The following is a 14079-nucleotide window of genomic DNA, read 5'->3' as shown; positions in this document are numbered from 1 at the left end:
AATAATTTATTAAAATAAAATTTTGGCTTTATGTAGCTTTTGTCTGGCCAGATTGCGTACAAGGCCCAGGCAACAGCCTTGCTGCCAAGCCTACCTATTCTTTCTCCTCTTCTCTAATATTCACCTTCATGAACACCTTCAAAACCGCTCTCGCCCTCATTCTGGCCGCTGGCCTGAACACCGCTGCTTTCGCTCAGACCACCCCAACCAGCCCCAGCGGCACTGTACCAACCACCCCGGGCACGACTACCACTGGCCGCGACGTGAACCAAACCACTCATGGCAATGCCACAATGAACAACGGTACGGTACGCGACGGTGATATGCAAAACGGAACCATGCAAAATGCCAACGGCACCATGCGCACCCGCACCGGCTCGACCGACCGTCGCATGAAAACCAAAGGCAACATGACCAACGGCAAAAGCAAAATGAAAGCCAAGCCCATGAACTAACCATTTGTCGCTCAAAAGCGTACAAGTAGTAAGCCGGCTGTTTCTTCCGAAGCGGCCGGCTTTTTTATTTCTCTTACTTTCCGTGCCATGAAATATTCCCTCCTCCTCGCTGGCCTGTTGCTGGCCGCTACCGCTCAGGCCCAAACCGTCCCCTTCGACCCCACTGCCCCCGTGCGCGGCGGCAGCCAGGGCCAAACGGTGGTACCGCCCGTCAACCCGGCCCTCAACCAAAGCACCATTCAGGGCCCACCCGATGTGCAGCGCACCACCACCAACCGCGATGCCCAGCCCAGCCGCCTGCTCAACGACCGGGGTTTCTCGCCAGCCGCCACGCCCGAAACGTCGCCCAACACGATACCCGACGTGCGCGAGCAGCCCATCATCCGCGACCGCCGGCCGCGCCAGTCCACCGACGTCGTGCCCAGCCGCTCGCGTCAAAGCAGCAGCAGCAACGTACGGCCTAATTAATCGGCTACGACCAGCCCCAACAAAAAGCCCCGATTCGAAACGAGTCGGGGCTTTTTGTTGGGGCTGGTCGTAGCTATTTCTTCGTTTTCTCGGCGTGGGCCAGCAGGTCGCTGCCGTGGCGGCGCAGCAGGTCGGCCAGTTCCACGAGGGGCTTTTTGAGGTCGGCCGGCGCTTGGGCGCTGGCTTGGCTGGTCTGGTCGCCGAGCATGCTCAGCGAGTTGCCAATGGCGCGGGCACTCAGCACGCCGCCCGTGAGCAGCGACTGCAGGTTGCCGATTTCGCGGGCAATGTCCTGCAAGCCAGGCAGGCCGCTTTGCAGAAACTGCTGCTGCCAGGTTTCGGTGTTGTCCATGGCCGAACCCAGGGGCAGGCTGGTGAGGCCGTTTTTCAGGGCGCTGATGGTGGCGAGAAGGTGGTCGGAGGGCATGATATTCAGGGGTTTATTAGGGAGAATGGAGGCGGCAGCGGTCAACTATTCGGCCGCGAGAGAAGAAGTGCGTTTGGGTTTGGGCACGCCCGGCAGCTGCAGGGGCGGGCTGGGCAGGCCGGGGGCGGCGGGGCTCAGGCCGCGTTCGCGCAGCTGGGCCACGGCGCGCAGGGCGCTGGCTTCTTTGTTCTTGATTTCGAGCATGATGTCGAAGTCCAGCCCGTGCAGGTTATCGAGAAAAGCCGCGAAAAGGTCGTCCACCAGGTCGTCGGTGTGCTTGCCTTTGCGCTCGCCGAGGGCCTGCGAGCTGTAGTCCATCATCGGCACGCCGTCGGCCACGGGGTGCCAGGTGCCGGCGGCCAGGCGCAGGGCCTCCGCCATGGGCTCGCCGTGGTTAAGGCACTCGTGGTGGAAATTATCGAACAGAATTGGCACTCCCGTCAGCTGGTGCAGTTCCAGGCAGTCGCGTAGCGAGAACAGCCGGTCGTCGTTTTCGACCACCAGCCGGGCCTGCACGGCGGCGGGCAGCGTGGCATACACCTGTGCAAACCGGCTGATGGCCAATTCTCGGTCGCCATACAGCCCGCCCACGTGAATCTGCAGCTTGGCTGTGCTGTCCAGGCCCATCAGGTCCAGCATCGAGCCCTGGTACACCAGCTCCTGAATGCTGCGCTGCACGATTTCGGCGCTGGGCGAATTCAGCACCACAAACTGGTCGGGATGAAAGCTCACCCGCAGGTTGTTGGCCTTGATGTAGTCGCCAATAGCCCGAAACTCGGCCGCGAAATGCGTTTGCCACGGGAAAGTATTCACCGGGTGCGAGCCGAAGGGCACAATGCTGGAGCCGATGCGGAAGAACAGCAGGCCATGGGCCACGTTCCACTCCAGCATGCGGCGCAGGCAGGCCAGGTTGGCCGCTACGGCTGCTTCCACTCGTTCGTCGGAATACGAAGCCAGCCGAAAGGTGGTGCTGGAGCTGCAATCCATGGCCGCGTTCACGCAGGGATACCCGATTTTCATACTCCGGGCTTACGCGGATACACAATGAACAGTTATTGGTAAAACCCGGAACGTCATGCTGAGCGCAGCCGAAGCATCTCTACCGCAGCAGTAAACCTAACTAGCAGGGTCACTTGCGCAGTAGAGATGCTTCGGCTGCGCTCAGCATGACGTGCTTTTTTGTCTGCCGTGTTCGCCTACGGCTCGTAGCCGCGGTTATCTTTGAAGGCCTTGTTGTATTGCGCGCGGGCTTTGCGGGCTTTCTCGGCTTTCTGCTCGGCTTCGATTTCCTCCATTTTGCGGCGCTGCTTGCCCTCGCGCGAAAACTGGTCGTAGATGAAGCTGACGGGATTGGCAATGGTGGACACCGGTGCCTTGGGCGCCGTGGAGTCGACGGCGAAGAGCGGCTTGGGCTTGGGCGGGCGCTTCACGCCACTCACCACGGGCGGGGCGGGGCGCTTGATGTTGCGCAAGGCCCGGTTGATGATGGCGCGGTCGGGCCGGTCGGCCGTCACCTGCACGTTGCCCAGCTGCACGCTGTCGCGCACCAGCTGAATGCGCACCACCAGCTGCGAGAGGCCCGAGCCGCCCAGCGGCATGCGCTGCGCCTTGAAGCCCAACGCCCGAAACAAAATGGTGTCGGTGGGCAGCGCGTCGATGCTGAACTCGCCGGTAGTGCTGCTCACCACCCCCCGGCGCGTGCGCTGTACCTGCACCGTGGCCCCCGGAATGGGCAGGCGCGAACGGGCCTCGGCCACACTGCCGCTCACCCGAATGGTGTTGGGGGCCTGGGCCTGGGCACGGGTGCCGGCCAGCAGCCACAGCCCCGCCAGGAGCCCCAGCACGCGGCTCAAATTAGGCCAACGCCCACTTACACAACGCAATACTTCAGAATTCATCCGGAAAGCAAACTCAACTCTACCACAAAGTAGCAACCCCGTGAGCCAAAAAAAGCCCACGCCGTTGCAGGCGCGGGCTTTTCAGCGATGGTTCGGCCGATTGCATCGACCAAACGGTTAGTTTTTTACTTTGGTGCCGTCGGCGTCTTTCGTTTTCACCTTGCCGTTTTCTTTCACCTTGATTTTGCTGCCGTCGTCGGCTTTGGCTTTCATTTTCGATACCGACGTGCCGCTCATGTCACCCGAGCCGCTCATGTTGTCGGTGGTGGTGGTGGTCGAAGTCGACGACATGGTCGACGATGACATCGAACCCGTCGTGTCCGACATCGACATGTCCGACGAAGCGTTGTCCATCGGCGCGTTGTCTTCGTCGTAGTACGTGGTACGGCTGGTTTCGTAAGCCTGGTACTGCGTGGGGTCGGTGAAGACCGATTTGAACTCGGTGTCGGTGTTCATGTTCGACTCGCGCATGGCGGCAGCCATACCGGTGGTATCGGTGCCGTACTTGGTGCGCATTTCATTCATGCGCTTGTAGCGGTTCACGTACACGGTGCGGATTTTGGTTTTCGTGGCCTCGTCCGTGATTTTCATGTTGGCCGCCATTTTATCGGCAATGCGCTGGGCGCGGGCTTCGATGTCGGCATCCGACATCGGGCCGGTGGTCGTGGTGGTCGTCGTGGTGGTGGTACCGTCGGCGGGGGCTGTAGTTACCTCGGTGGTTTTTTCCTGCGAGCAGGAAGCCAGAGACAGGGCGGCAGCGCCGGCGAGAATCAACAGGGAATTTTTCATGACTTAGGGAGGGGGTGAGAAAGTTAACCCAAACGGGTTTGGGGGCACTTTACGGCAACCTTCTAAAAGATGTTACTTCAGCGATATAGCCCCGCCCGTTTTTTTAAGCGCGCCGCAGCTCAAACACCGTGATTTCGGGCAGGAAACCCACCCGCCCCGGGTAGCCCAGAAAGCCCAGCCCCACGTTCACGTACAGCTTCTGGCGGCCTTTTTCATACAACCCGGCCCACTGCTTATACACGTACTGCACGGGGCTCCACTTCATAAATGGCAGGTTCACGCCGAACTGCATGCCGTGGGTGTGGCCGCTCAGGGTCAGGTCGATGTCGGGGTAATTCAGAATGTTGGTTTCCCAGTACGAGGGGTCGTGCGAGAGCAGAATTTTGAACGGCGCGTCGCCGCTGGCCGCGTGGGCTTTGGGCAGGTTGCCGTAGGTGTGGAAGTTGGCGTGCGAACTGCAGTTCTGGATGCCCACCACGGCGATTTTATCGCCGCCGCGCTCGATGTGGTGGCTGGTGTCGTTGAGCAGCGTCCAGCCCATGGCGGCGTGGTTGCGCATCAGGCGCTCCAGGTTGGCGCGCTTCTCGGCGGGGCTTTCCCAGGCCACGTAGTCGCCGTAGTCGTGGTTGCCGAGGCTGGAAAAAATGGGCAGCTCGGACTTGATGCCGCGCAGGGCCGGAATGTGCGGCTCGACCTCGGTGGCGCGGTTGTTCACCAAGTCGCCGGTCATCAGAATCAGGTCGGCGCCCTGCTGGTTTATCATGGCCACGGCCCGCTCCAGCGGCTCGGTCGAGTTGAAGCTGCCGGTGTGCAGGTCCGAAATCTGCAACACCTTGAAGCCATCGAAAGCCGGTGGCAGGTTCGGGAATTTCAGCGTGACGCGGCGCACCGTATAATCAGTGCCGCCCTTCAGCATGCCCCACAGCAGCGCCACGGCCGGAATGGCCCCCAGCGCCAACGTGAACTTGGCCAGAAACTCGCTGCGCGGAATCGTCACGGCCTCGCTGCCGGTGGGCCGGCCGCTGTTGCCCACGGCCCAGCGGCCCAGGCGCGTAAGGTCCTCCAGCAGCAGCGGCAGCAGCATGAACAGCTTGCCGGCCAGCAGCAGCAGCGGCAGGCTCATCAGGTAGCTTTTGAGCACGGTGTTGCCCGTCTGGCGGGTGTTGCCGGCCCAAAAGGCCACGCCCCATACCAGCACCGTGCCCACCCAGTAGGCGGCGGCCAGCCCGCGCCGCGTGCCCGGTGCCAGGTGCTGCGTGGCCGTGCGCACGGCCTGATACCCATAATATTCGGCCAGCACAATCGCGGCCAGCACCAACCATAAAACCAACGGATTTCGCATATCGAACCAGAATCACCTAAACCCGCCGCGCATTGGTGCGCCGGCGGCTGCGAGGCTTAAACGCGGCTGGCCGGCTTTTGCTTTACATTTAATGCACTTTTTACCATCTACCACCGCCCTCCTGCATGGAAACGCCTGACCAGCTGCCCGAACTACCCGCCTCCTACCCCACCGCCAGCGTCTCCGGCATCAAGAGCTGGGCCGAGGACGACCGGCCCCGCGAAAAGCTGATGACCAAGGGCCGCGCCACGCTTTCCGATGCCGAACTGCTGGCCATTCTCATCGGGTCAGGCACCACCAAGCTCACGGCCGTTGATGTGGGCAAGCTCATGCTACAGGGCGTGGGCAACGACCTCAACGCCCTGGCGCGCGAAAGCGTGAAGCAGCTCTGCCGTCACCCCGGCATCGGCCCGGCCAAGGCCATCACGGTGGTGGCCGCGCTGGAGCTGGGCCGCCGCCGCAAGGAAGCCGACGCCGCGCCGCGCACCACCATCACCTGCTCGCGCGACATCTACAATTTAATCCGGCCTAATTTGATGGATTTGCCGCACGAAGAATTCTGGGTCATTCTGCTGAACCGCGCCAATGTGGTGATGCGCAAAACCGCCATCAGCCGCGGCGGCGTGGCCGGCACCGTGGCCGACCCGAAAATGATTTTCAAAGAAGCCCTGGAGCAACTGGCCAGCAGCATCATTCTGGTGCATAACCACCCGAGTGGCAACCGGAACCCTAGCGCGGCGGATATTCAACTCACCAAAAAATTAAAAGAAGCCGGCAATTTTCTGGACTTGCCGATTCTCGACCACCTTATTTTTGCCGAGTCGGGCTATTACAGCTTTGCCGATGAGGGGATGTTGTAGCAGGAGAACACGGAATGCCAGGCCACAAAGTTGACGGGTTTGCCCACAAACCTTGTTGCATTGGCCACACGGCGTTGCCAGGGGCGTGAGGATGCACTTGTTTCGGAGCATCAACCACTCCACCCCCCGTGCCCATGCGACGCTTCTTATTTTTACTTCTGCTGCCGGGCCCGGCAGCCATGGCCCAGGCCGTGGACTCGGCCCAAACTGCTACCATTCCGCCCAAGAGCAATTTCAAGTTCAGTGTCATCACCGAACTGGGGTTCTCGATGGGCTCGACCAGCACGCCCAATATGCAGGCGTTTTTTAACCAGAACAATATTGAGCGCGACTCGCGCGCCGACCCTTTTGTGCATCTGAACTTTGGCGGGCGCTACAAACGGCTGAAGATGCTGCTGCAAACCGGCTACGGTTTCAATTACTTCCCGCCGAATGAAAAGGACGCGCGCGTGGCGCGGCGCACCTACGCCAGCTACTCGGGCGCAATGCTGGGCTACGACGTGCTCAACGACCGGAATCGACGCCTCTACCTCAACGTGGGCGTGGGCGGGCTCAACTACGACTACGCCGTGATTAACCGCACCGGCCAACCCGTGGTGTTCCAGAACCTGCCGCAGTACAGCCAAGCCGGCAATATTCCGTCGCTGCAGTTGCGCAACACCTACTGGGACATCAACCTGGAGCTGTCGCAGCGCGAGAAGCGCAAATCCAGCATTGCCAGCGTGCTGCGCATCGGCTACCGGCGCGGCTGGCAGGCCAGCGCGTGGCAGTCGGCGGCCTTTCAGCTGCTCGATGCGCCCCAGGACCGCATCAGCCAGTTTTACTTTCAGGGCGGTTTCTACCTGTCGCGCAACTACAAAGCCTCCAGGTAATGAAAGCGCACGTCCTCTTACCGGTGTGGCTGCTGCTGAGCGGCTGGACCGATGTGCCCCAACCCGCCCAGAGCAACCCTGCGCACCTGATTATTTACCGGCAGCGAGAGTTTGATGGCACGCCCTATACCATCAAAATCAACGACCAGAAGTTGGGCACGCTGCCCACCAATCGGTACTTGCAAATGGATTTGCCACCGGGGCGGGTGAAGATTGAGTCGGCCAGAGACTACTTTTCCGAAAACCAGACCTTGCAACTGGATGCCCAGCCGGGCCGCACCTACTACATCAAAGCCGTGGAGGAAGTCGATTTTCTATCCCAAACCCTGCTCCTGGCCCCCGTGAGCGAGGCGCAGGGCCAGCGCGAAGTGCAGAACATCAAACCCGCCGCCAAGCCCCGCGGCCGTTAAGTGTCGCCTATGCCTCGTTTCCGGCCAGCCCCGGCCTTGCTTTTTGGTGTTACCCTCTTTGTGCTGCTGGCCTACTGGGGCCGGCTGCTGTACGGAGCCATGTGGCACAGCGAAACGGGTGCGCCCGCCGTGGGCGGCCTGGCGCGGTACCTGCTGGGCATCGCACTGCTGCTGGCCGGCCTGGGCGCGGTGGCCCACCTCAACTACCGGCTGGCATTCCGGCGCTGGCTACTGCGCCGCGAAACCGGCTGGGGCTACTGGACGTGGCTGTGCGGGCTAGCGTGGGCACTGTTTGAACTGCTGCAGGCGCGCACCGACCACGTGCCCGATTTCGTTGACGAAAACCTGCTGATGACGGCCGTGCTTCTGGCTGTGATTGTGGCCTATGGTTACGTGGCCGACTCGTTTCGGGCCCGCCGGGCGCAGGACCACCTGCTCCAGCAAAAAGTTGAAGCCGAACTCACCGCCCTCAAGGCCCAGGTGAATCCGCACTTTCTATTCAACGCCCTGAACACCATCTACAATGAAGCCCAGCGCGTCGACAACGAAACCGTGGCCGACCTGATTCAGCAGCTCGCGGGCATCATGCGCTTCACGCTGCAGGAGTCGAAGCAGCTGCTGACGACCATCGAAAACGAGTTTTCGTTTCTGGAAAAATACCTCGCCCTGCAGCGCGCCCGCCTGCCCGAGCGCGACAGCCTGCGCGTCTCGACCCAGCTGGACTGGGACGGTCTGCCGGCTGCCATTGCCCCGCTGCTGCTGATTCCGTTCGTAGAAAACGCCTACCAGTACGGCATCAGCTTCGTCCAGCCTTCCTACATCGACCTGGCCGTGGTGGTAGAAAACCGGCGCCTGCGCCTGCGCATGGCCAACAGCATTGCCCCGACCGCCGCCGCCCGGCCCGGCCCGGGCACGGGCATTGCCACCGCCCGGCAGCGCCTGGCCCTGATGTACGCCGGCCGGCACGAGCTGCACATTCAGCAAACCGCCGATTCCTTCACCGTTTTACTCACCATTGACCTATAGGCCTTTATGCTACACGCCATCGCCATCGATGATGAGCCCGCGGCTTTGGAAGTGCTGCAACGCTACGCGGCCAAGGTGCCGTTTCTGCAGCTCACCCACACTTTTTTGAGCACGGCCGAGGCCCTGGCCTGCCTGCACACCGAGCGCGTCGACCTGCTGTTTCTGGACATTCAGATGCCCGACGTGCTGGGCCTGGATTTCGCCCGGCTGATTGCGCCCCTGCAAAAGCGCATTGTGTTCACCACGGCCCACGCCGAGCACGCCGTAGAGGGCTTTTCGCTACAGGCGCTCGATTATCTGCTGAAACCCATCGAGTTTGGCCGGTTTTTGCAAACCTGTAACCGCGCCTATGCTCAGATGCTGCCCGCCCGCGAAGGCCCGCCGGCCATTTTCGTCAAGGACGGCTACGACTGGATTCGGGTGAATGTAGAGCAGGTGCTCTACATTCAATCGGATACCAACCTGCTGTTCATCCACGAGCAGGACCGCCAGGTGAGCACCCGCATGACCCTAGCCGAAATGCTCGCCACCCTGCCAGCCGATGATTTCATCCGTGTGCATAAATCGTACATCGTGGCGCTGAAAGCCATTCGCAAAATTGAGCGCCACCAAGTCACTGTGGGCACAGCCACCATTCCGCTGGCCGAGAGCTACCGCGAGGCCCTGCAAAGCCGCCTGCTAAACAAGCCCACCCGCTGATGGGTATTTATTGGGTAGTTAGAACGTCATGCAGAGCGCAGCGAAGCATCTTTACCGCTCAACGCAATTCATCTACTATTGCGGTAAAGATGCTTCGCTGCGCTCTGCATGACGTTACGATTTTATTTTAAATTGAATAATGCTTAAAAAAATAGCCCTTGCCGTCGCCATTATCGGCATCATATTTTATTCGCTGAACGACGCGAAGCCCAATAACAGCACCTACCTGGCGGAATTAAATAAATTTCGCCGCGATAAGAACCAGTCGTTTCGGCAAGCAGAAGACTCTCCACTCGAAACTGCGCAGAAAACGCAATTCGACAGCCTGAAATATTATCCTGGCGACCCATCATTTATTCCGCACGCCGATATTTCGCGCAATAAAAATCCTGACACCATACAGCTGCAAACGACCGATAACAAAGCCGAGAAGTACCTGAATTGGGGCTCGGTCAAATTCAACATCAACAACGCGCCACAGGAATTGCGCCTGTACCTGAAAGCCGACGGCCGCGACTCCACGCTATTCATCCCGTTCACCGACCTCACCAACGGGCACGAAACCTACGGCGGCGGCCGCTACCTCGATGCGCCCGTTCCGAAACTGAACGACTCGGAAATTCAGCTCGATTTCAACCGCGCCTACAATCCATACTGCGCCTACAATAATGCGTATAGCTGCCCGGTGCCGCCGGCCGAAAATCGGCTGCAGGTAGCCATTCCGGCCGGAGAGAAATCATTTCATGAATAGCACCTCCTGTTTCGCAGCGACCGCACAAACGATAGTGCACCCGCTGCCAAAGCCCGGCGCTGCCCTTTATATTTACCCCCTGCTAAGGCCGCATTTATTTCGATACCGGCCCGCAACAACTTCTCCCTAAACCCATTGTAATGTCAAAAATTAAAGTAGCCAACCCGGTTGTCGAGCTCGACGGCGACGAGATGACGCGCATCATCTGGAAGTTTATCAAGGACAAGCTGATTCTGCCCTACCTGGAGCTGGACATCAAATACTACGACCTCGGCATCGAGTACCGCGACCAGACCAACGACCAGGTGACGATTGATTCGGCCAATGCCATCAAGCAGTACGGCGTAGGCATCAAGTGCGCCACCATCACCCCCGACGAGGAGCGCGTGGCCGAGTTCGGCCTGAAGCAGATGTGGAAGTCGCCCAACGGCACCATCCGCAACATCCTGGACGGCACCGTATTCCGTGAGCCCATCGTGATGAGCAACGTGCCCCGTCTGGTGCCCAACTGGACGGCTCCGATTTGCATCGGCCGCCACGCCTTCGGCGACCAGTACCGCGCTACGGACTTTGTAACCAAGGGCAAGGGCAAGCTCACCGTCACCTTCCAGCCCGAAGATGGCGGCGAAACGCAGTCGTTTGAGGTGTACAACTTCAAAGGCGATGGCGTGGCCCTGGCCATGTACAACACCGATGAAAGCATCCGTGGCTTCGCCCACGCCTGCTTCAACCAGGCCCTGAGCAAGGGCTGGCCGCTGTATTTGAGCACCAAAAACACCATCCTAAAGAAATACGATGGTCGTTTCAAGGACATCTTCCAGGAGATTTACGAGCAGGACTATAAGGCGAAATTCGACGCCGCCGGCATCACTTACGAGCACCGCCTGATTGACGACATGGTGGCCTCGGCCCTGAAATGGAACGGCAACTTCGTGTGGGCCTGCAAAAACTACGACGGCGACGTGCAGTCAGACACCGTGGCCCAGGGCTTCGGCTCGCTCGGCCTGATGACCTCGGTGCTCGTGACGCCCGACGGCGGCACCATGGAGGCCGAAGCTGCCCACGGCACCGTGACGCGCCACTACCGCGACCACCAGAAGGGCAAGCCGACGTCGACCAACCCGATTGCGTCAATTTTCGCTTGGACGCGCGGCTTGGAGTTCCGTGGCAAGCTGGATGGCAACCAGGAGCTCATCGACTTCTGCCACGCGCTCGAGCAGGTGTGCATTGAGACGGTGGAAAGCGGCAAGATGACCAAGGACCTTGCCGTCTGCATCCACGGCAACAAGGTGGAGCACGGCCGCGACTACCTCTACACCGAGGAATTCCTGGAAGCGCTGGACGAGAACCTGAAGAAGAAGCTGGCGAAGTAGGTCCGATATGCTGTAGAGACGCGACACTTCGCGTCTCGGCGTTGAACGGCTTTATCTCAACGGCGCAAACGCGGAGACGCGAAGTGTCGCGTCTCTACGTCGTTCTGACTCAAAAAGCCCATTCGGTCCGCCGGATGGGCTTTTTTTTACCCCTCCAGCAAATTCCGAAACCAATCAATTCCGTCTTTTCACCCCGCCGTACCTTTGTCCCGTCGTCCGCCCTCCTGATAACGGACAACTAACAACCGACAACTCCCGATGCGTATTTCCCTCGACTGGCTTAAAACCCTCATTCCGACCGATAAATCTGCCGCCGAAATCGGGGCCCTGCTCACCGGCTCGGGCCTAGAAGTGGAAAGCGCCGAGGAACTGGAAAGCATTCCCGGCGGGCTACGGGGCGTGGTGCTGGGCACTGTGCTCACCTGCGAGCGCCACCCCGATGCCGACAAGCTCAGCCTGACCACCGTGGACGTGGGCGACGGCACCCCGCGCCAGATTGTGTGCGGTGCCCCCAACGTAGCCGCCGGCCAGCGCGTGGTAGTGGCCCTCGAAGGCGCCACGCTTTACCCCGCCAGCGGCGAGCCGTTTAAAATCAAGAAAAGCAAAATTCGCGGCGCGGCCTCTGAGGGCATGATTTGCGCCGAGGACGAAATCGGCCTGGGCCAGTCGCACGCCGGCATTATGGTGCTTGACACGGAATTGCCCAACGGCACGCCCGCCGCCGGTTACTTCGGCCTGGGTTCCGACACGGTGTACGAAATTGGCCTCACCCCCAACCGCGCCGATGCCGCCTCGCACTACGGCGTGGCCCGCGAGTTGCGCGCCCTGCTGCGCCAACCCTGCCATTTGCCGGATGTGAGCGGCTTCGTGGCTCCTGCTTCGGCAGAAAAGAATATCAAGGTTACAATTGAAGATACGGAAGCCGCCCCGCGCTACGCCGGCCTATTGCTCGAAAACGTGCAGGTTGGCCCTTCGCCCGAGTGGCTGCAGCGCCGCCTGCACAGCATCGGCCTGAGCCCGATTAACAACGTGGTGGACGTGACCAACTTCGTGCTGCACGAGTTGGGCCAGCCCCTGCACGCCTTCGATGCCGACCAGATTACGGGCGGCCAGATTCGGGTGAAGCGCGCCGAAGCCGGCGAGAAGTTCGTGACGCTGGACGGCGTGGAGCGCAGCCTGAAAGCCGAGGATTTGGTGATTGCCGATGCCAACGGTGCGCCGATGGCGCTGGCCGGCGTGTTCGGCGGCAAAACGTCGGGCGTGAGCGAAAGCACTACTCGCGTGTTTCTGGAAAGCGCCTACTTCGGCCCGGCCGCCGTGCGCCGCACCTCGCAAACCCACAACCTGAAAACCGACGCCTCGTTCCGCTTCGAGCGCGGCACCGACCTCAACATGGTGCTGGTAGCCTTGAAGCGGGCAGCGCTGCTGCTACAGGAAGTGGCCGGCGCCACCGTGGCCGCGCCCATCGTGGACGAGTACCCCGCGCCCGTGCAGCCCGCCACCGTGCGCCTGCGCCTGCCCCGCGTCGAGCGGTTGGTGGGCCAGTACATTGCTCCTGAGCGCATCCGCCAGATTCTGACGGATTTGGACATCGAAATCACCGAAGAGAACCCCGACGCCGGCGACCAGGACACTTGGACGCTGACCGTGCCGCCCCACAAAGTGGACGTGACCCGCGAGGCCGACGTGATTGAGGAAATCCTGCGCATTTACGGCTACAACAATGTGGCGCTACGGCCCAACAACTCGGCCTCGTTCCTGGCCAAATTTCCGAACCCCGACCCGGAGGTGACGCGCGTGAAAATTACCTCGCTGCTCAGCGGCCAGGGCTTTTCGGAAATTCTCACCAACTCGCTCACCAACTCGCTGTACTTCGAAAAAGAAGGCGAAACGAATAACTCGCTGGTGCGGATTCTGAACTACAACAGCGTTGACTTGAACGTGATGCGGCCTACCCTGCTGCACTCGGGCCTGGAGATTATCCGGCACAACCTCAACCGCCGCCAGCGCGATTTGAAACTGTACGAATTCGGCAAAACCTACACCCAGAACGAGAACGGCAAATACCAGGAAAGGAACAAGCTGGTGATTTACCTGACCGGCAATGCCGCCGGCGAAACCTGGCAGCAGAAGTCGGAAAAAGCAGCTTTCCACGATTTGGCCGGTGCGGTGCAGCAGGTACTGGCGGCCCTGGGCTTCGGGGGGGCGGCTTCGCAGCCGGTGCAGCACGAGTACCTGGCCGGTGGCCTCACGCTGCTGGTGCACAACCAGCCGCTGGCGCAGTTCGGCGCGGTATCGGCTTCGGTGCTGAAGCGGATGGACGTGACGCAGCCGGTATGGTATGCCGAGCTGGACTGGGACGCGCTGAGCAAGAAATACAAGCCTACGCTGGTGGCCCGCGAGTTGTCGAAATTCCCGGAAGTGCGCCGCGATTTGAGTATCGTGGTGGACGCGGCCGTGACCTTCGACCAACTCCAGCAGATTGCCCGGCGCACCGAGAAGAAGCTGCTGCAAAGCATCAACGTGTTCGATGTGTATGCCGGCGACAACCTGGGCGCGGGCAAAAAGTCCTATTCGGTGAGCTTCACTTTGCAGGATTTCAGCCAGACGCTCAGCGAGCAGGCCATCGACCAGGTGATGCAGAAGCTGATTCAGCAGTTCGAAAAGCAAGCCGGAGCACTGATTCGGAAGTAGTTTTTATTGACGCAG

15 protein-coding genes are annotated in these 14079 nt (G+C 60.5%); 10 read left to right on the top strand and 5 right to left on the bottom strand.

Going from position 1 to position 14079, the window contains the following annotated elements; genetic code table 11:
- Positions 1–128: 128 nt before the first annotated feature.
- A complete protein-coding gene (locus tag MON38_RS18615; protein WP_241937667.1) occupies positions 129–455 on the top strand; it encodes a hypothetical protein in 327 nt (108 codons plus the stop codon).
- Positions 456–542: 87 nt separating this feature from the next.
- Entirely contained in the window at positions 543–923 is a 381-nt protein-coding gene (locus tag MON38_RS18610) for a hypothetical protein (protein WP_241937666.1), read from the top strand.
- 73 nt (positions 924–996) lie between these two features.
- Here MON38_RS18610 and MON38_RS18605 read toward each other — a convergent pair whose 3' ends face one another.
- The 5 genes from MON38_RS18605 to MON38_RS18585 form a co-directional block, all read right to left on the bottom strand.
- Positions 997–1350, bottom strand: coding sequence for a hypothetical protein (locus MON38_RS18605; protein WP_241937665.1), 354 nt, complete (start codon positions 1348–1350; stop codon positions 997–999).
- 45 nt (positions 1351–1395) lie between these two features.
- Positions 1396–2370: a UV DNA damage repair endonuclease UvsE gene (uvsE, locus tag MON38_RS18600; protein ID WP_241937664.1), complete on the bottom strand. Its 975-nt coding sequence runs from the start codon at positions 2368–2370 to the stop codon at positions 1396–1398.
- Positions 2371–2546: 176 nt separating this feature from the next.
- Entirely contained in the window at positions 2547–3194 is a 648-nt protein-coding gene (locus tag MON38_RS18595) for a carboxypeptidase-like regulatory domain-containing protein (protein WP_241937663.1), read from the bottom strand.
- A 171-nt stretch (positions 3195–3365) separates the two neighbouring features.
- A complete protein-coding gene (locus tag MON38_RS18590; RefSeq protein ID WP_241937662.1) occupies positions 3366–4037 on the bottom strand; it encodes a hypothetical protein in 672 nt (223 codons plus the stop codon).
- A 103-nt stretch (positions 4038–4140) separates the two neighbouring features.
- Complete coding sequence (locus tag MON38_RS18585) at positions 4141–5379, bottom strand: metallophosphoesterase (protein ID WP_241937661.1); 1239 nt, start codon at positions 5377–5379, stop codon at positions 4141–4143.
- 125 nt (positions 5380–5504) lie between these two features.
- Between MON38_RS18585 and radC the strand changes: the two genes are divergently transcribed.
- The 8 genes from radC to pheT all read left to right on the top strand — a co-directional run bounded on the left by radC (position 5505) and on the right by pheT (position 14064).
- Entirely contained in the window at positions 5505–6239 is a 735-nt protein-coding gene (radC, locus tag MON38_RS18580; protein ID WP_241937660.1) for a RadC family protein, read from the top strand.
- Between the two features lie 134 nt (positions 6240–6373).
- Complete coding sequence (locus MON38_RS18575; RefSeq protein ID WP_241937659.1) at positions 6374–7111, top strand: hypothetical protein; 738 nt, start codon at positions 6374–6376, stop codon at positions 7109–7111.
- A complete protein-coding gene (locus MON38_RS18570) occupies positions 7111–7521 on the top strand; it encodes a DUF2846 domain-containing protein (RefSeq protein ID WP_241937658.1) in 411 nt (136 codons plus the stop codon). The genes MON38_RS18575 and MON38_RS18570 overlap by 1 nt, the downstream gene beginning before the upstream one ends.
- A 9-nt stretch (positions 7522–7530) precedes the next feature.
- Positions 7531–8547, top strand: coding sequence for a sensor histidine kinase (locus MON38_RS18565; RefSeq protein WP_241937657.1), 1017 nt, complete (start codon positions 7531–7533; stop codon positions 8545–8547).
- 6 nt (positions 8548–8553) lie between these two features.
- Positions 8554–9246 carry a LytR/AlgR family response regulator transcription factor gene (locus MON38_RS18560; protein ID WP_241937656.1) on the top strand — a complete coding sequence of 231 codons (693 nt, stop codon included), beginning with the start codon at positions 8554–8556 and terminating at the stop codon, positions 9244–9246.
- A gap of 139 nt (positions 9247–9385) precedes the next feature.
- Entirely contained in the window at positions 9386–9997 is a 612-nt protein-coding gene (locus MON38_RS18555; RefSeq protein WP_241937655.1) for a DUF1684 domain-containing protein, read from the top strand.
- Positions 9998–10137: 140 nt separating this feature from the next.
- Positions 10138–11370 carry an isocitrate dehydrogenase (NADP(+)) gene (locus MON38_RS18550; protein WP_241937654.1) on the top strand — a complete coding sequence of 411 codons (1233 nt, stop codon included), beginning with the start codon at positions 10138–10140 and terminating at the stop codon, positions 11368–11370.
- A 258-nt stretch (positions 11371–11628) separates the two neighbouring features.
- On the top strand, positions 11629–14064 hold the full coding sequence (gene pheT / locus MON38_RS18545; RefSeq protein WP_241937653.1) for a phenylalanine--tRNA ligase subunit beta: 2436 nt from the start codon (positions 11629–11631) through the stop codon (positions 14062–14064).
- Positions 14065–14079 lie beyond the last annotated feature (15 nt).

Source organism: Hymenobacter cyanobacteriorum, from assembly GCF_022631375.1.
GTDB lineage: Bacteria > Bacteroidota > Bacteroidia > Cytophagales > Hymenobacteraceae > Hymenobacter > Hymenobacter cyanobacteriorum.
This window is presented reverse-complemented; position numbering and strand designations above follow the sequence as displayed.

Bases quoted from the DNA above. Each gene is read 5' to 3' on its own strand.
- uvsE (WP_241937664.1), bottom strand. From the start codon at position 2,370: ATGAAAATCGGGTATCCCTGCGTGAACGCGGCCATGGATTGCAGCTCC.
- MON38_RS18615 (WP_241937667.1), top strand. From the start codon at position 129: ATGAACACCTTCAAAACCGCTCTCGCCCTCATTCTGGCCGCTGGCCTG.
- MON38_RS18590 (WP_241937662.1), bottom strand. From the start codon at position 4,037: ATGAAAAATTCCCTGTTGATTCTCGCCGGCGCTGCCGCCCTGTCTCTG.
- MON38_RS18575 (WP_241937659.1), top strand. From the start codon at position 6,374: ATGCGACGCTTCTTATTTTTACTTCTGCTGCCGGGCCCGGCAGCCATG.
- MON38_RS18605 (WP_241937665.1), bottom strand. From the start codon at position 1,350: ATGCCCTCCGACCACCTTCTCGCCACCATCAGCGCCCTGAAAAACGGC.
- MON38_RS18555 (WP_241937655.1), top strand. From the start codon at position 9,386: ATGCTTAAAAAAATAGCCCTTGCCGTCGCCATTATCGGCATCATATTT.
- MON38_RS18610 (WP_241937666.1), top strand. From the start codon at position 543: ATGAAATATTCCCTCCTCCTCGCTGGCCTGTTGCTGGCCGCTACCGCT.
- MON38_RS18565 (WP_241937657.1), top strand. From the start codon at position 7,531: ATGCCTCGTTTCCGGCCAGCCCCGGCCTTGCTTTTTGGTGTTACCCTC.
- MON38_RS18560 (WP_241937656.1), top strand. From the start codon at position 8,554: ATGCTACACGCCATCGCCATCGATGATGAGCCCGCGGCTTTGGAAGTG.
- MON38_RS18570 (WP_241937658.1), top strand. From the start codon at position 7,111: ATGAAAGCGCACGTCCTCTTACCGGTGTGGCTGCTGCTGAGCGGCTGG.
- MON38_RS18585 (WP_241937661.1), bottom strand. From the start codon at position 5,379: ATGCGAAATCCGTTGGTTTTATGGTTGGTGCTGGCCGCGATTGTGCTG.
- radC (WP_241937660.1), top strand. From the start codon at position 5,505: ATGGAAACGCCTGACCAGCTGCCCGAACTACCCGCCTCCTACCCCACC.
- MON38_RS18550 (WP_241937654.1), top strand. From the start codon at position 10,138: ATGTCAAAAATTAAAGTAGCCAACCCGGTTGTCGAGCTCGACGGCGAC.
- pheT (WP_241937653.1), top strand. From the start codon at position 11,629: ATGCGTATTTCCCTCGACTGGCTTAAAACCCTCATTCCGACCGATAAA.